Source organism: Rhizobium sp. Root1212 (genome assembly GCF_001424985.1).
GTDB lineage: Bacteria > Pseudomonadota > Alphaproteobacteria > Rhizobiales > Rhizobiaceae > Pararhizobium.
On sequence record NZ_LMDA01000001.1, the window covers coordinates 358275 to 372528 of the forward strand.

Sequence of the window (14254 nt, forward strand, 5' to 3'; positions counted from 1 at the left end):
TCCCAAGATGCGGCAGGAGATTTTCATGATCATTGGCGTTACCGCTTTCATCTTCACCCTTATCGGCCTGGCGATCGGGGCCGGTGGGCTCTGGCTCGTCGTGCTCGGCGGCAGCTGGTATTATCTCATCGCCGGCCTCGGCTTCCTGCTGACGGCCTTTCTGCTTTTCAAGCGTAGCGCCGCGGCGCTTGGCGTCTATGCCATCGTCATCATCGGAACGCTGGCCTGGGCGGTCTGGGAGGTCGGCTTCGACTGGTGGCAACTTGGACCGCGCGGCGGCATCATCATCCTTCTCGGTCTCTGGCTGCTCCTGCCCTCGATCCGCAGCGGGCTCGGCTTCATCAGCCCGACAGGCGAGATCTACAAGGCGGGCGCCCTGCCGCTCGTCGCCGCCGTCGTGGTGTCCATCGGCGTCGCCGCCTATTCGATGACCGTGGACCCGCTCGATCTTGGCGGCGAACTGCCGACCGGCACGGCGGCCGCCACGCCGACCTACGGCGGCAACGTGCCGGACAACGAATGGCACCAATATGGCCGCACGCCCTATGGCCAGCGCTATTCGCCGCTCGCCCAGATCAACACCGACAACGTGTCGTCGCTCGAAGTCGCCTGGCAATACCAGACCGGCGACGTGAAGCAGCCGGAGGACGTCGGCGAGACCACCTATCAGGTGACGCCGCTCAAAATCCGCGACACGCTTTATGTCTGCACCCCGCACAACTGGGCGATCGCCATCGATGCGGCGACCGGCAAGGAAAAGTGGAAATACGATGCCAATTCCGGCATGAACCCGGATCGTCAGCACCAGACCTGCCGCGGCGTCAGCTATTATGCAGATGCAACCGCAACGGCAGGCAGCGCCTGCGCCGAGCGCGTCTACCTGCCGACCTCCGATGCGCGTCTTATCGCGCTTGATGCCTCAAACGGTCAGGTTTGCGAGAGCTTTGCCGACAAGGGCACGCTGCATCTGGAAACCGGCATGAAGTACAAGCCGGCCGGCTATTATTACTCCACCTCCCCGCCGGTCATCGTCGCCGGCAAGATCATCATCGGCGGCGCCGTCAACGACAACTATTCGACGCAGGAACAATCCGGCGTCATCCGCGCCTTCGACGTCAACACCGGGCAGCTGGTCTGGAACTGGGACAGCGGCAATCCCGACGTGACGACGCCGCTGCCGGAGGGCCAGACCTATACGACCAACTCACCGAACAGCTGGTCGGTCTTCAGCTATGACGAAGGCCTGAACCTCGTCTACATCCCGCTCGGCAACCAGGTGCCCGACCAGCTCGGCATGGGCCGCACCGAAAATGTCGAGAAATATTCGTCCTCGATCGTGGCGCTGGATATCGGGAGCGGCCAGGTGCGCTGGGTGCGCCAGACGGTGCATCACGATCTCTGGGACATGGACGTGCCGGCACAGCCGGTGCTGCTCGACATCACCGGCAAGGACGGCCAGCCGGTGCCGGCTCTCGTCGGCCCGACCAAGCAGGGCGATCTCTACGTGCTCGACCGGCGCACCGGCGAGCCGATCATTCCTGTGAAGGAAATCCCGGCTCCCACCGGCGCCATCCCGGAGGATTTCTCCTCCCCGACCCAGCCGATCTCCGACCTCACCTTCTCGCCGCCGCCTTTGACGGACAAGAATATGTGGGGCGTGACGATGTTCGACCAGCTCGCCTGCCGCATCAAGTTCAAGAGCCTGAAATACGAAGGCCGCTACACGCCGCCGTCGCTTGAGGGTTCGCTGATCTATCCCGGCAATTTCGGCGTCTTCAACTGGGGCTCCGTCGCCGTCGATCCCGAGCGGCAGGTGATGTTCGGCATGCCGACCTACCTCGCCTTCACCTCGCGACTGGTGCCGCGCGACCAGATCCCGCCGAAGGGGCAAGACGAGAAAGGTTCGGAGCAGGGTCTGAACCGCAACGACGGCGCCCCCTACGGCGTCTACATGGGTCCCTTCCTCGGGCCGCTCAACATTCCCTGCCAGGCGCCGCCATGGGGCTATGTCGCGGGCGTCGACCTGAAGACCGGGCAGATCGCCTACAAGCATCGCAACGGCACCGTCTACGACATGACGCCGCTGCCCTTGCCCTTCAAGGTCGGCGTACCCGGCATCGGTGGACCGATGATCACCAAGGGCGGCCTTGCCTTCCTCGGGGCCGCGGTCGACAACTACATCCGCGCCTACGACCTGACGACCGGTCACGAACTCTGGAAGGGCCGCCTTCCGGCCGGCGGCCAATCGACGCCGATGAGCTACGCCACCGAAGACGGCACCCAGTATGTGGTGATCGTCGCCGGCGGCCATGGCTCGGTCGGCACCAAGCCCGGCGACTATGTGATGGCTTATCGGCTGCCGAAAAAGTAGAACCCAGCGACCGAGGCCGGCGTCCGCGCCGGCCTTTTCCGTCCGGGACTGGTTTTCAAAACGGAAGCAACCTATATCTCCAGAGACTATAGCTTTTGGAGAACCCCCCATGTTTTCGATCGGCGATCTTTCCCGCAGGACCGGCGTCAAGGTTCCGACCATCCGCTACTACGAGCAGATGGGCCTGATTTCCGCGCCCGAGCGCAGTGAAGGCAACCAGCGGCGCTATGAACGGCGTGATCTCGAACGCCTCGCCTTCATCCGCCACGGCCGCGATCTCGGCCTGTCGATCGAGGCGATCCGTGATCTCCTGGAACTCAGCGGCCACCCGGAAAAACCCTGCGGCGACGCCGACCGGATCGCCGCCGAGCATCTGGCCGACGTCAAGGAAAAGATCGCCAAACTGAAGCGACTGGAGCAAGAACTGGAGCGCATCGTCTCCTGCGACGGCAAGCATACGGTGGGGGATTGCTACGTGATCCGGGCGCTTGCCGATCACGGGCTTTGCGAGAGCGAGCATTAAGCGCTGCTGGCTTTAAGGAAAAGTCTCAACTACACCTTTAAACTTCCGGCGAAATCACCACCTACATTTCCATAGGCTGAGATCATTTCACGTAAATTTCCAAGTAGTAGCGAATGGACCATCACATCATTCTAAGAATTCTCTACGGAGTTCTGTTTTTATATATCTGCCTGTTAGGCCTTGTGATTTCCGCGGGTGATTGGATTACAAGCCATTTTGGCGCCTGGGGAATTTGGGGAGCCTTTGCCATTTATGGTGCCGGCGCGGCCGGACTCGTATGGCTCATCAACCGGGTCAGCGATGCTTTTCCGACGCTGGACGTCTCATCAGACGACAGCCCTCCCTGGTCGAAGGGGAGAATTCGGCAGACTTCCTTTTACGTTGATCCGGGAGCATCGACTGCGGAAAAGTCGCCGCCGTTCTACCACCCATGGGATGATGACAAGGATAAGCCGTGATCATGCGATGCACCGCGCCCTCCAAAAATACCCGTTGACATTCCCCCGGAAAAGCGCGATCCATCACGCCATGATCACGACCGCAACCATCGCCCGCTGGTATTTTACGCTGCTCTCATAGGTGCGGCTGTCTGATCACGTTCAACAAGCCGCCATCAGGCGGCTTTTGTTTTGGACGGCACCTGATGGCGGGAAGAAGCCATCAGGAGACTTGAAATGCTGAACCTTCCCCATCGACAGACACCGCTGCAGCCGGCTGCGATCCGTGCGTCGCTCGTGACCATTCGCACCGCCAAGCCCCGCGATCTCGAGGCCCTCAGCGATATGATCGGCGAACTTGCCGCCCATCATGGCGATGCCGCCATCATCACCCCGGAAAACCTGGAACGTGACCTGTTCGGCAAGATGCCGTGGATCACCGCGCTCGTTGCCGAGGCGGAAGGCGAGCTTATCGGCCATGTCATTCTCGTTCCACTCTACCGCGCGCCGCAGGGCCTGCGCGGCATGGAGATGAACCAGCTTTACGTGCGCCCCGGCCATCGCGGCACCGGCATCGGCCGCCACCTCGTCGCCAAGGCCCGCGAGCATGCCCGGATCGCCGGCTGCACCTACCTCTCCTGCAGCGCAGCGACCGGCAATTTCCAGGCCCACCGCTTCTACGAATCGGAAAACTTCACCCCAGGCCCGGTAACCGGAATGCGCTATCTCCTGTCGCTGGCGTGAGCCGGCGGAAGGGCTCATTTCGGCTGAACGCCAAGCCTGACGCTTTCTCCTTGAAAAAGGACGGATTTTCGGAAAAGGTCCTGTTCTGACGGAGGACGCCATGAAGCTTGCGATCGTTCTGACGGAAGGTTTTGCGGATTGGGAGTGCGCGCTGCTGATGGCTTCGGCGCGCAGCGATTTCGGTTTCGAGGTCGTAACCGCAACGCCGGGCGGACGCGGCGTCATGTCGATGGGCGGCCTCAAGGTCGTCCCCGACAGGGATGCCGAAACGCTCGATCCCGCCTCTTTCGATGCACTGGTCCTAAGCGGCGGCACGATCTGGCAGACCGACGCCGCCCCCGATCTTTCCGCCCTCTATCGCCGCTTCAACGACCATGGCCGGCCGATCGCGGCGATCTGCGGCGCGACGCTCGCCTTTGCCCGCGCCGGGCTGCTCGACACCGTCGCCCATACCAGCAATTCGCTCGGGCTTCTCGAGCGCGTGCCGCAATATCGCGGCTCCGATCTCTATATCGATCAGCCGCAAGCCGTCAGCGACCAGGGCATCATCACCGCCGCCGAAACCGCGCCGGTGAGTTTTACCGCCGAAATCTACCGCGCCATCGGCTTTTCCTCGGAAGACCTCACTAACTATCTCGCGCTCTATGGCGCGGAGCATAAGGCGCGGAAATAGCGCCTCAGGCGGCTTTCTCGCTCGCCTCAGCCAGAACATCCGCCGCCCACTGGTTGAGGCTCTTGCCCGCCAGTTCCGCCGCCTTTGCGGCGCGCGCATGGATTTCAGGATCGACACGGAACATCATCTTCCCTGAATAGGGCTTTTGCGGCGCCTTGCCAAGTTTGGCGCAGGTTTCGATATAGTCGTCCACGGCCTCCTGGAAAGCGCTTTTCAGATCGACGACCGTATCGGCATGGAAGGTAACGCCGTCGCTGATGCCGGCCAGACGACCGAAGAAAATCTCGTCTTCCGCGTCATATTCGATCCGGGCGGAATAGCCGTTATAGGTCATCACATTCATGGCTTTATCCCAATTCTCAACAGGAAATCCCGTGCCGCCCGCACCTGATAGCGCTTTGCCTCTTTCGCCGGATGCGGACGATGGAAGCTCTCGATCTCGGTTCCGAACACGAAGCGTACCCGCGACCCATTACCTTCAAGGATGGCGCAACCAACGCCAACAAGCAGACTCTCAATATCCGCCCAGGCAAGCGTGCCTGAAACTGGCTCGTCGAAGACGGCGGCCAAAGTCTTCCTGTGCCTGTTGTTCATGACACGAAGATACCAATGCTAGCAATTTTTGCAAGCATCACGGTACAGCCGGCACCGCCTTCAAATAGGCGGCGATCGCTTCGCGGTCGCTGGCGGGGAGCTTGGCCATGTTTTTCTGCACCTCGACCATCGAGCCGCCGACCGAATCGAAATCGGGAGTGAAGCCGGTTTCGAGATAGGTGACGATATCGCCTTCGCTCCAGCTGCCGATGTTCTTGGAGCCCGGCGTGATGTTGGGGATGCGGCCTTCGCCGTCCGGGTTCGGGGCGCCGGCCAGCCATTGGCCGGGCTCGAAGCCGCCGAGCGCGTTGCGCGGCGTGTGGCATTCGCCGCAATGGCCCGGACCTTCCACCAGATACTGGCCGCGGGCGATCTTTTCGTTCGCCGTATCGACCGTCACGCGCGGCGCGGCGGTGAAGAACAGAAGCTTCCAGCCGCCGAGCGCGATGCGCATGTTGAAGGGAAACGGCAGCTCATGCGAGGGGGGGACGTCCGGGCTCTTGGGCAGGGTTTTCAGATAGCCGAAAAGGTCGTTGACGTCCTTTGCCGTCAGGCGGGCATAGGATGTGTAGGGGAAAGACGGATAGAGATGTTCGTTGTGCGGGCCGACGCCGCGGGTCATGGCATTGCCGAAATCGGCGAGCGACCAGCTACCAATACCGGCAGCCTCGTCCGGCGAGATGTTCGGGACATGGAAGGTGCCGAAATCGCTCTTGATCGCCAGCCCGCCGGAAAGAACGAGCTGCGCATCGCCTTCCGCGCCCGGCTTGGCATGACAGCTGACGCAGCCGCCGGCGGAAAACACCAGCGCGCCATTGGCCACATCCGGTTCGCCCAGACCTTCCCAGTGGCTCGCGGGCCAGGGTTCGGGCCGTGTCAGGAACCAGCCTGCCGTGCCGGCAACGGCCGCCAGAAGCACCACGCTGGTCAGGAATTTTCGGGCTCTTGCCGCCATCCGCTCTCTCGCCATCGATCACGCCGATGCGCCCGATACACCGGCGGCGCATCGGGCGCTTCTGCAAAGGAAAGCTACCGTATCACTTCTTGATGCGATAGGACTGATGACAGTCGCCGCAATCCTTGCCGAGCATACCGACGGCAGCGCCCACGGCGGCCTGATCGGCCGGCAGCTGCGCAAGCTGCGCATCGGCATCGGCACCGAGCTTCGCGGCCTTGGCCTTGAAGTCGTCCATGTTTTCCCAAATCTTCGGGCTTGCCTCGGTGCCTGCATCGGAACCCGCCGGGAACTGGTCCGGAAACGCCTTGATGCTTTCGCTGATCGTCGCGAAGGATGTCTTCACCACGGCCTCGTCATAGGGCTTTTCGCCCTTGGCGATGCCGACGAGCGCGCCCATGGAGCCGCCGATCTTCTTCATCAGCGCTTCGCGTGCTGCTCCGGCAGGATTATCCGCGGCGCTTACCGCCCCCAGCCCCAGCCCCGCGACGACGATCGCCAGCGCAATGGTTTTCAACTTCATCCATGTCTCCCTTTTTGGACCGGCAGGGCGGGAACGCATTGCCGCGTTTCGAATGGCCGGATCATTGCATGTTACCGATATGAAGGAAGTAACATTTTTTTGAAAACCCATTTATTTCGAAGCGTTTAGTCAGGCTATAAATACGGTCATATTTCATCCCTGCCCGATCGGCGTATTCCACCCCTGCCAGGCCGTCCAGCCGGCAACGAGGATCAGGATAAGGCCCACGGCCTTGCCGAGGACGGCGGTGGCGCGCGGGCTGGAGGTGATGACGTCGCGGCTGCGGCCGGCGGCGACGGCAAGGCTACCATACACCGCAAGCTGGGTCAGCGCGATCATCACTCCCATGATCAGCACCTGCGGCAACAACGGCCCGAATTCGGGCTTCAGGAATTGCGGATAGACGGCGAGCATGAAGAGATAGGCTTTCGGGTTCATGACGCTGGTCAGCACGCCGCGGCGAAAGCTCGTCCAGCGCGACGTCAGGGCGGTCGGCTCGACCGAGGCGATGGCGATGTTGGAGCGCATCAGCGTGTAGCCGATCCATGCAATGTAAAGCGCGCCGGCCAGAAGCAGGCCATTGAACAGCCCCGGCACCAGATGCAGCAGCAGCCCTACCCCGAGCGCGGCATAGAGCGTGTGGAAAATGCCACCGGCCATGATGCCCGCCGTCGCCGAAAGGCCGGAGGATCGCCCGCCGGTCAGCGCATTGGCCATGACGAAGACCATGTCCATGCCCGGCACGATGATGATGCCGAAGAGGAGGGTGAAGAACAGCCAGAGATTTTCCGCATATGTCATGTCAGGAGCCTGTTTGCATAACTTAAAAGGAGTGGCCGCTCGTCCTTGTTTTTCAGCCGCTTGGGTGCATGGTATAAAACATGGCTCCTGACAGGGTTCTGTCAGGAGGGTTTACCTGACGAGGAGATTTTCGGCATGCGCAAGGCATCCCGGCTGTTCGAGATCATCCAGATTTTGCGGCTTTCGCCAAGACCGGTGACGGCGGCGACCATCGCCGAGCGGCTGGAGGTGACGGTGCGCTCGATCTACCGGGATATCGCAGCCCTTCAGGCCATGCGGGTGCCGATCGAGGGCGGGCGTGGCATCGGCTATATTCTGCGCCCCGGCTTCGACCTGCCGCCGCTGATGTTTACGATCGAGGAGACGGAAGCAATCGTGCTGGCGCTCGGACTTCTGGCGCGCTCGGGCGATGTGGAGCTTCGCGATGCCGCCATCCGCGTCCACGACAAGATCGCTGGCGCCGTGCCGGCACCGCTGCGCCCGCCCTTTGTCAGCCGCACGCTGCATGCCTGGGGCACGGTCGCTCCGGCACCGGAAAGCCTCGATCTCGCACTGGTGCGGCGGGCGATCCGTGACGAGCGCAAGCTGCTCTTAGACTACCGCGACCGCCAAGGTCGCCCCAGCAGACGCACGATCCTGCCGTTGGCGGTGATCTATTATTCGGAAGCAGCCGTCGTCGTCGGCTGGTGCGAGTTGCGCCACTCGATCCGCAATTTCCGCGCCGACCGGGTGGAGGCCTGCCATCCCTCGAATGAGCATTTTCGCGGAGAAGGCGACCGTCTGCGCGACCTATGGATCAGCGGCTGGGAACGAGCGGAGAAAATGTTTCAGTGAGCGCGATCACCCGGCTTTCCTCGCGGCCGAAGCCGGTGATTTCGATGCGGTCGGTGAAGATCGAGACGATCGAGAAGGCGTTATCGTCGGGCGTATCGACCATGCCCTTGAGGGTGATGAAGGGGCGGCCCCGGAACAGGCCGAAATCGCCATCGTGGTTGTGACCGCAGAAATAGGCGGTAAAGCTTTCGGATGTCGACAGCGCTTCAAGGATACACTCGCTGTCCCACATATTATGTCGGTTCGGCGGGAAGACGGGGTAGTGATTGAAGACGATCACCTGTTCGCCCTTCACATCGGCTTGCGCCAGGATCGCCGTCAGCCATGAAAGTTGATCTTCGCCGAGCGAGCCGTTCCAGCTCTGGGCGTTATCGGCGCCTGCGGCTTTCAGGGCGGACAGGCGCTCTTTCGCCAGCGCCGTGCGCGGATCGTCGAGCGGGGCCGAAAAAGTGCTGACATCGCTGCCGTCGAGGAAGACGAGGCGATACTGGCCGAAGACCAGATCGTAGTAAGTCCGCTCCAGACCGACGCGGCGGGCCACATCCGGCAGATGTCCGGCGGAAACGGCGAAATCGTGGTTGCCGAGCAGGAAATAGGCCGGGTGGCGCGAGCGTTCGTAGAGCGGCAGGATATCGTCGAAGCTTTCGAAGCCGCGATCGATGATATCGCCGAGCGTCACGACAAAATCCAGTTCCTCGCCGTTGAAGACCTCGATCGCCTCGGCAAGGCGGCCAAGGCTTTCGCGGAAATACCGGTTGAGCGCCGGATCGGGCGCGAGATCGGCATATTGCGGATCGGCGATCACGCCGAAGCGGAGGAGCGGTACAGGATAGGACATGATGGCTGGTTAGCGTGGCTTGATGACAGGGGCGTGACGTCGCCGGCCGTTGAGCGGGCATGAAAAAACCCGGCCTTTCGGCCGGGTTTCGCAGAGACGTGTGCGTTGACCTTACTTGGTCGCAGCTTCGTACATTTCCAGCACGTAATCCCAGTTCACAAGGCTGTCGACGAAGGCTTCGAGGTACTTCGGACGGGCGTTGCGGTAGTCGATGTAATAGGAGTGTTCCCAGACGTCGACGCCGAGGATCGGGCTTGCGCCGTGGACCAGCGGGTTTTCGCCGTTCGGGGTCTTGGAGATTTCGAGCTTGCCGTTCTTGACCGAGAGCCAAGCCCAGCCCGAGCCGAACTGGCCGGCGCCGGCAGCGAGGAAGTCGGCGCGAAACTTGTCGTAGCCGCCGAGATCGGACTTGATGGCCGCATCGAGCTTGCCCGGAAGCGACGTGCCGCCGCCGCCCTTCTTCATCCACTTCCAGAAGTGGATGTGGTTGTAGTGCTGGCCGGCATTGTTGAACAGCGGCTGGTTGGTGCCGTAGGACTTCTTGACGATTTCCTCTAGCGACAGGTCGGCAAGACCGGCTTCTTCGGCAAGCTTGTTGCCGTTGGTCACGTAAGCCTGATGGTGCTTGTCGTGGTGATACTCGAGCGTTTCGCGCGACATGTAGGGCGCCAGCGCATCGTAGTCATAGGGAAGGTTCGGCAATTCGAAAGCCATGGTGGTGTCTCCTCTTGGCGATGGAATTTCGCAATAAAATCCGTCGTCGGGAACATAGGGACCAGTGCCGCAGGTGGCAACTGTCCGTCCACCAAAATTCGGGGAAGCTTTGGAAAATACTTCTTCTCCCTGCCGGCAAAAATCGAGCCATCCCACAGAATAGCCACGTTTTTCGCCACGCTCACGGCAAACAATCCAGGAGATTTTTCATGACCGTTCGCACCCGCTGCCTGCTGCTCGCCGCTCTCGCCTTCGCCCCTGGTCTTGCGCAGGCATCCTCCGGCGATGCCTGGGAGGCGATGCGGGCGGATGTCAGCGAAAAATGCCTTGCGGCTGCGGGCGCTTCGATGGAAAGCGCCAAGGCGGTCGTCGATCCCTTCGGCTCGGAGCGCTTCGGGCTGGCGCTCGTCAGCGGCAAGGCCAAGGGTGCGGAGGCAGCGATCACCCAGATCTGCGTCTACGACAAGCAGGCCAAGACCGTGGAACTCGGCAGCGAGCTGACCGAGGACATGCTGAAAAACTGAGCGCACTCACCCCAGAACCGCAAACGCGATGGCTGCGACCATCACCAGGAAGAAAACGGCGAAAGCCCTGAGAAAGGTGGCGATTTCCGCATCCGCGGAGATTTCCACCGGCCTTGCCGTAATCGGCCGTTTCGGGCGCCCGGTGCGGGCATCGATATGCACTCTGTGAACGTGGGACATGGGGCACTCCAAGCTATCTTGCGGCGGCCGTCTCCAGCCTGTCCGATGCCTGTTTTTCTACGCCCTGACGGCATTTTATTTCGATTGCGAACCCTGCCCCAACAGGTAAAATTTTCATAAGCCAGTGCGAACTGCCCCGCTGCTCTTGCCTGTTTCGTACAAGACGCGGGCGCGAAAATGCCGTTTCATGCTCGATATCCGGTTCGTGACAAGAGGGGAAAGACCATGGCCAGTCCCATGACGACGCTCGGCATTATCCACACCGCGATCAGCGTCATTCCGGTGGTCGCCGGCATCTACAGTTTTTCGAAATACGGGGCGATCGTGCCGAGGAGCGATGCGGGCCGCATCTATCTCATCACCATCGTCCTGTCGGCGGTGACATCCTTCGGGCTTTCGAGCACCGGCGGTTTCAATGCCGGCCACGCGATCGGCATCCTGACGCTGCTCGCCATCGCCTTTTCCTTCGTCATCGGCAGGCTCGGATGGTTCGGGCGGCTGAACCGCTATCTGCAGGTTCTGTCGATGTCGTTCACTTATTTCCTGCTGATGGTGCCGGCGATCAACGAAACGCTGTCGCGCCTGCCGCCTGCGAGCCCGATCGGCAACGGGCCGGATTCGCCGCCGGTGCAGACGGCGACGGCGCTGTGGGTGGGGGTCTTCCTGATCGGCATCTGTTGGCAGGCCTGGTCGATGCACCGCCATCCGGCGGGGGCGACGGTCTGATTTCGTTGATGAAAATGGATGCGGGGCACCAAATTCGCCGCGCTCTTCGTCATGGTCGGGCTTGTCCCGACCATCTGCTAGGCCTCCGCGAATGCAGAGCGGCTGGAAGATCCTCGGCACGAGGCCGAGGATGACGAAGGAGAGTGTGCGCGTTTCGGGAGCGATATGCGAAAGGGGCGCAAGCAGCCCCGCCAGCCTTACAAATCCGACGCTGTCGAATGCGCCCAGTCCATATAAAGGTCCTGCGCCTTGGCGGCGACAGGGCCGGGCTGGAGTTCGCGGCTTTCGAGGCGCGTGACCGGCACGACCTTGGAATAATTACCCGAGGTGAAAATCTCGTCGGCGGCCCCGAAATCGGCTGAGGTCAACGTCGTCTCGACCACCTCGAAACCGGCCTCGCGCAAAAGCCCGATGACGCGGAAGCGGGTGATGCCGGCGAGGAAGGTGCGGTTTGCCGCCGGCGTGAAGACGACGCCGTCCTTGACCATGAAGACATTCGACGAGCCGGTTTCTGCGATGTTGCCGAGCATGTCGCGCACCAGCGCGTTGCTGAAGCCGCGGGCGCGGGCTTCGGCGAGGATGCGGCCGTTGTTCGGATAAAGGCAGCCGGCCTTGGCATCCGTCGGCATGCACTCGATCGTCGGCCGGCGGAAGGGCGAGATGGTCAGCGACTGGCCGCCCGGCCCCTCGCCCATCGGCGCTTCGAACAGGCAAAGGGCAAAGCGGGTCGATTCGGGATCGACGGTGACGACGCTGCCCGGCGAACCATGTTCGCCCCAATACATCGGCTTGACGTAGATGGCGGTCTTGCCGTCGAATTTCCTGACGCCTTCCCAGGCGAGCGCCTCGATATCCTCGGCCGGCACCGTGGGCTTCAGGCCAAGCGCCAGCGCCGAGCGGTTGACGCGCTGGCAGTGCAGGTCGAGATCGGGCGCGATGCCATCGAACCAGCGGCCGCCGTCGAACACGGTGGAGCCGAGCCACATGGCATGCGAGGTCGGGCCGATCAGCGGCGGGTTGCCGGAAAGCCACTCTCCGTCCACATAGGTCCAGGTGGCGCTGCGCGGTTTGGTATCGACGGCCATGGTGATCTCCTTTGCTTCGTCTTTCTCCCGGCATAGCCGGAAAATCGAGAACTGGGGTGAATAGGTCTATCAAAAAAAGTCATGCCGCCCAATCTGGATCGGCAAGATGGGCTTGGGTAGGTTGCGCACATGAACGACAATATGCACCCAACCATGCCGGTCATCCGCATGCTTTCGCCCGCTGATGTCCCTGCCTTCCGCGCCATCCGGCTCGAATCGCTGCAGCGCGACCCCGGCGCTTTTGCCAGCACCACGCAGGACTGGCTGGGGATTTCGGACGCCGACTGGCAGCGGCATCTCGTCGACAACGCCATCTTCGCCGCCTTCGAGGGCGAGACGCCGGTCGCCATCATGGGCCTGATGCGCCAGCGCGCCAGCAAGATGGCCCATCGCGCCACTGTTATCATGGTCTATGTTCGCGCGATCTGGCGCGGCACGGGGCTGGCCGAGGCGCTGCTCGACATGCTGGACCGTCATGCCGCCATCCTCGGTATCCGCCAGTTGGAGCTTGCCGTCCGGGCCGATAATGCCGGCGCCGTCGGTTTTTATGAAAAGGCCGGCTTTGCCGCGATTGGGCGCGTGCCCGGCGGCTTCCTGCAGGACGGGCAGGAATTCGACGAAATCCTCATGGCCAGGCGCACCCGCCGGCAACACCCAAACGCAGGAGCCAACCGATGAAAGCTATGTATTACGAGAGTTTTGGCGGCACGCCGGACATCCGTACCCTGCCGGACCCGACACCGAACGAAGACGGCGTGGTCATCAAGGTGGAGGCGACGGGTATCTGCCGCAGCGACTGGCACGGCTGGATGGGCCATGATCCCGACATCAACCTGCCGCACGTGCCCGGTCACGAGCTTGCCGGCATCATCACCGCCACCGGCAAGGGCGTGATGCGCTACAAGGTCGGCGACCGGGTGACCGTTCCCTTCGTTTCCGGCTGCGGCCGCTGCGGCGAGTGCCATTCCGGCAACGCGCAGGTCTGCCCCAACCAATTCCAGCCGGGCTTTACCCATTGGGGCTCGTTTGCCGAATATGTGGCGATCGATTACGCCGATCAGAACCTCGTGAGCCTGCCGGAAACCATCGATTTCGCCACGGCCGCGAGCCTTGGCTGCCGGTTTGCCACCTCGTTCCGCGCCATTGCCGACCAGGGTCGCGTCAAGGGCGGCGAATGGGTGGCGGTGCATGGCTGCGGCGGGGTGGGTCTCTCCGCGATCATGATCGCCTCGGCGCTCGGGGCCAACGTGATCGCCGTCGATATCTCGGAGACGAAACTTTCCTTCGCCCGCGAGATCGGCGCGGTCGCGACCATCGATGCGACGGCGACCGGCGATGTGGCCGAAGCCGTGCGCGACCTGACCGGTGGCGGCGCCCATGTGTCGATCGATGCGCTGGGCTCGCCCGTCACCTGCTTCAACTCGATCAAGAACCTGCGCCGGCGCGGCCGGCATGTGCAGGTGGGCCTGATGCTCGGCGAGCATGCCGCGCCGCAGATCCCGATGGCGCAGGTGATCGGCCACGAGCTGGAAATCTACGGCAGCCACGGCATGCAGGCCTGGCGCTACGAAGCGATGCTGGCCATGATCGCATCGGGCAAGCTCAATCCGCAAAAACTGATCGGCCGGCATGTCTCGCTGGACGAGGCGATCCCTGTGCTGACGACGATGGATACGGCGACCGATCTCGGGATCAGCGTGATTACGCGGTTTTGAGGGCGGCCCCCTTCTCC

The 14254-nt window shown here is 62.2% G+C and carries 19 protein-coding genes; 10 read left to right on the forward strand and 9 right to left on the reverse strand.

Going from position 1 to position 14254, the window contains the following annotated elements:
- Window positions 1–25: 25 nt before the first annotated feature.
- From ASC86_RS01735 to ASC86_RS01750, 5 genes are all read left to right on the forward strand, one after another.
- Window positions 26–2371, forward strand: a complete 2346-nt coding sequence (locus tag ASC86_RS01735; RefSeq protein ID WP_056315243.1) for a glucose/quinate/shikimate family membrane-bound PQQ-dependent dehydrogenase — start codon at window positions 26–28, stop codon at window positions 2369–2371.
- A 109-nt stretch (window positions 2372–2480) separates the two neighbouring features.
- Entirely contained in the window at window positions 2481–2894 is a 414-nt protein-coding gene (locus ASC86_RS01740) for a helix-turn-helix domain-containing protein (RefSeq protein WP_056315245.1), read from the forward strand.
- Window positions 2895–3007: 113 nt separating this feature from the next.
- Window positions 3008–3352: a hypothetical protein gene (locus ASC86_RS25505; protein WP_156386865.1), complete on the forward strand. Its 345-nt coding sequence runs from the start codon at window positions 3008–3010 to the stop codon at window positions 3350–3352.
- A 216-nt stretch (window positions 3353–3568) separates the two neighbouring features.
- A complete protein-coding gene (locus ASC86_RS01745; RefSeq protein ID WP_056315247.1) occupies window positions 3569–4075 on the forward strand; it encodes a GNAT family N-acetyltransferase in 507 nt (168 codons plus the stop codon).
- Window positions 4076–4175: 100 nt separating this feature from the next.
- Window positions 4176–4748 carry a type 1 glutamine amidotransferase family protein gene (locus ASC86_RS01750; RefSeq protein WP_056315249.1) on the forward strand — a complete coding sequence of 191 codons (573 nt, stop codon included), beginning with the start codon at window positions 4176–4178 and terminating at the stop codon, window positions 4746–4748.
- 4 nt (window positions 4749–4752) lie between these two features.
- Here the strand turns inward: ASC86_RS01750 and ASC86_RS01755 are convergent, their stop codons facing one another.
- The 5 genes from ASC86_RS01755 to ASC86_RS01775 all read right to left on the reverse strand — a co-directional run bounded on the left by ASC86_RS01755 (window position 4753) and on the right by ASC86_RS01775 (window position 7621).
- Complete coding sequence (locus ASC86_RS01755; protein ID WP_056315251.1) at window positions 4753–5091, reverse strand: type II toxin-antitoxin system HicB family antitoxin; 339 nt, start codon at window positions 5089–5091, stop codon at window positions 4753–4755.
- Window positions 5088–5342 (reverse strand): type II toxin-antitoxin system HicA family toxin, encoded by a 255-nt coding sequence (locus ASC86_RS01760; RefSeq protein ID WP_056315254.1) that lies wholly within the window; start codon window positions 5340–5342, stop codon window positions 5088–5090. Before ASC86_RS01760 ends, ASC86_RS01755 begins: the two co-directional genes overlap by 4 nt.
- A 37-nt stretch (window positions 5343–5379) precedes the next feature.
- Window positions 5380–6297 (reverse strand): cytochrome c, encoded by a 918-nt coding sequence (locus tag ASC86_RS01765; protein WP_056315256.1) that lies wholly within the window; start codon window positions 6295–6297, stop codon window positions 5380–5382.
- A gap of 82 nt (window positions 6298–6379) precedes the next feature.
- Window positions 6380–6820 carry a cytochrome c gene (locus ASC86_RS01770; RefSeq protein ID WP_056315258.1) on the reverse strand — a complete coding sequence of 147 codons (441 nt, stop codon included), beginning with the start codon at window positions 6818–6820 and terminating at the stop codon, window positions 6380–6382.
- A gap of 153 nt (window positions 6821–6973) precedes the next feature.
- The gene (locus ASC86_RS01775) at window positions 6974–7621 is read right to left on the reverse strand and encodes a LysE family translocator (RefSeq protein ID WP_056315261.1); all 648 of its coding nucleotides are present in this window, start codon (window positions 7619–7621) and stop codon (window positions 6974–6976) included.
- Between the two features lie 135 nt (window positions 7622–7756).
- Here ASC86_RS01775 and ASC86_RS01780 point away from each other — a divergent pair, with 135 nt between their 5' ends.
- Window positions 7757–8455: a YafY family protein gene (locus ASC86_RS01780; RefSeq protein ID WP_056315263.1), complete on the forward strand. Its 699-nt coding sequence runs from the start codon at window positions 7757–7759 to the stop codon at window positions 8453–8455.
- On the opposite strand, the gene ASC86_RS01785 is transcribed toward ASC86_RS01780, so the two are convergent.
- Together ASC86_RS01785 and ASC86_RS01790 are read right to left on the reverse strand one after the other, a co-directional pair.
- Window positions 8418–9293: a metallophosphoesterase gene (locus ASC86_RS01785; protein ID WP_056315264.1), complete on the reverse strand. Its 876-nt coding sequence runs from the start codon at window positions 9291–9293 to the stop codon at window positions 8418–8420. The two genes, ASC86_RS01780 and ASC86_RS01785, sit on opposite strands and share 38 nt — an antisense overlap.
- A 111-nt stretch (window positions 9294–9404) precedes the next feature.
- Window positions 9405–10007: a superoxide dismutase gene (locus tag ASC86_RS01790; RefSeq protein ID WP_056315266.1), complete on the reverse strand. Its 603-nt coding sequence runs from the start codon at window positions 10005–10007 to the stop codon at window positions 9405–9407.
- A gap of 209 nt (window positions 10008–10216) precedes the next feature.
- Here ASC86_RS01790 and ASC86_RS01795 point away from each other — a divergent pair, with 209 nt between their 5' ends.
- Window positions 10217–10531, forward strand: a complete 315-nt coding sequence (locus tag ASC86_RS01795; protein WP_056315267.1) for a hypothetical protein — start codon at window positions 10217–10219, stop codon at window positions 10529–10531.
- Between the two features lie 6 nt (window positions 10532–10537).
- Here ASC86_RS01795 and ASC86_RS25510 read toward each other — a convergent pair whose 3' ends face one another.
- Window positions 10538–10711: a hypothetical protein gene (locus ASC86_RS25510; protein ID WP_156386866.1), complete on the reverse strand. Its 174-nt coding sequence runs from the start codon at window positions 10709–10711 to the stop codon at window positions 10538–10540.
- Between the two features lie 225 nt (window positions 10712–10936).
- On the opposite strand from ASC86_RS25510, the gene ASC86_RS01800 reads away from it, so the two are divergent.
- Entirely contained in the window at window positions 10937–11437 is a 501-nt protein-coding gene (locus ASC86_RS01800) for a hypothetical protein (protein WP_056315269.1), read from the forward strand.
- A 197-nt stretch (window positions 11438–11634) separates the two neighbouring features.
- Here ASC86_RS01800 and ASC86_RS01805 read toward each other — a convergent pair whose 3' ends face one another.
- The gene (locus ASC86_RS01805; RefSeq protein WP_056315271.1) at window positions 11635–12522 is read right to left on the reverse strand and encodes a branched-chain amino acid aminotransferase; all 888 of its coding nucleotides are present in this window, start codon (window positions 12520–12522) and stop codon (window positions 11635–11637) included.
- Window positions 12523–12651: 129 nt separating this feature from the next.
- Here ASC86_RS01805 and ASC86_RS01810 point away from each other — a divergent pair, with 129 nt between their 5' ends.
- Both ASC86_RS01810 and ASC86_RS01815 read left to right on the forward strand, forming a co-directional pair.
- Entirely contained in the window at window positions 12652–13200 is a 549-nt protein-coding gene (locus ASC86_RS01810) for a GNAT family N-acetyltransferase (RefSeq protein WP_244477503.1), read from the forward strand.
- Window positions 13197–14237 carry a zinc-dependent alcohol dehydrogenase family protein gene (locus ASC86_RS01815; RefSeq protein ID WP_056315273.1) on the forward strand — a complete coding sequence of 347 codons (1041 nt, stop codon included), beginning with the start codon at window positions 13197–13199 and terminating at the stop codon, window positions 14235–14237. The genes ASC86_RS01810 and ASC86_RS01815 overlap by 4 nt, the downstream gene beginning before the upstream one ends.
- The last annotated feature ends 17 nt before the right edge of the window (window positions 14238–14254 follow it).

Coding starts and splice junctions, on each gene's coding strand:
- ASC86_RS01735 (WP_056315243.1), top strand. CDS start 26: ATGATCATTGGCGTTACCGCTTTCATCTTCACCCTTATCGGCCTGGCG.
- ASC86_RS01740 (WP_056315245.1), top strand. CDS start 2,481: ATGTTTTCGATCGGCGATCTTTCCCGCAGGACCGGCGTCAAGGTTCCG.
- ASC86_RS25505 (WP_156386865.1), top strand. CDS start 3,008: ATGGACCATCACATCATTCTAAGAATTCTCTACGGAGTTCTGTTTTTA.
- ASC86_RS01745 (WP_056315247.1), top strand. CDS start 3,569: ATGCTGAACCTTCCCCATCGACAGACACCGCTGCAGCCGGCTGCGATC.
- ASC86_RS01750 (WP_056315249.1), top strand. CDS start 4,176: ATGAAGCTTGCGATCGTTCTGACGGAAGGTTTTGCGGATTGGGAGTGC.
- ASC86_RS01755 (WP_056315251.1), bottom strand. CDS start 5,091: ATGAATGTGATGACCTATAACGGCTATTCCGCCCGGATCGAATATGAC.
- ASC86_RS01760 (WP_056315254.1), bottom strand. CDS start 5,342: ATGAACAACAGGCACAGGAAGACTTTGGCCGCCGTCTTCGACGAGCCA.
- ASC86_RS01765 (WP_056315256.1), bottom strand. CDS start 6,297: ATGGCGGCAAGAGCCCGAAAATTCCTGACCAGCGTGGTGCTTCTGGCG.
- ASC86_RS01770 (WP_056315258.1), bottom strand. CDS start 6,820: ATGAAGTTGAAAACCATTGCGCTGGCGATCGTCGTCGCGGGGCTGGGG.
- ASC86_RS01775 (WP_056315261.1), bottom strand. CDS start 7,621: ATGACATATGCGGAAAATCTCTGGCTGTTCTTCACCCTCCTCTTCGGC.
- ASC86_RS01780 (WP_056315263.1), top strand. CDS start 7,757: ATGCGCAAGGCATCCCGGCTGTTCGAGATCATCCAGATTTTGCGGCTT.
- ASC86_RS01785 (WP_056315264.1), bottom strand. CDS start 9,293: ATGTCCTATCCTGTACCGCTCCTCCGCTTCGGCGTGATCGCCGATCCG.
- ASC86_RS01790 (WP_056315266.1), bottom strand. CDS start 10,007: ATGGCTTTCGAATTGCCGAACCTTCCCTATGACTACGATGCGCTGGCG.
- ASC86_RS01795 (WP_056315267.1), top strand. CDS start 10,217: ATGACCGTTCGCACCCGCTGCCTGCTGCTCGCCGCTCTCGCCTTCGCC.
- ASC86_RS25510 (WP_156386866.1), bottom strand. CDS start 10,711: ATGTCCCACGTTCACAGAGTGCATATCGATGCCCGCACCGGGCGCCCG.
- ASC86_RS01800 (WP_056315269.1), top strand. CDS start 10,937: ATGGCCAGTCCCATGACGACGCTCGGCATTATCCACACCGCGATCAGC.
- ASC86_RS01805 (WP_056315271.1), bottom strand. CDS start 12,522: ATGGCCGTCGATACCAAACCGCGCAGCGCCACCTGGACCTATGTGGAC.
- ASC86_RS01810 (WP_244477503.1), top strand. CDS start 12,652: ATGAACGACAATATGCACCCAACCATGCCGGTCATCCGCATGCTTTCG.
- ASC86_RS01815 (WP_056315273.1), top strand. CDS start 13,197: ATGAAAGCTATGTATTACGAGAGTTTTGGCGGCACGCCGGACATCCGT.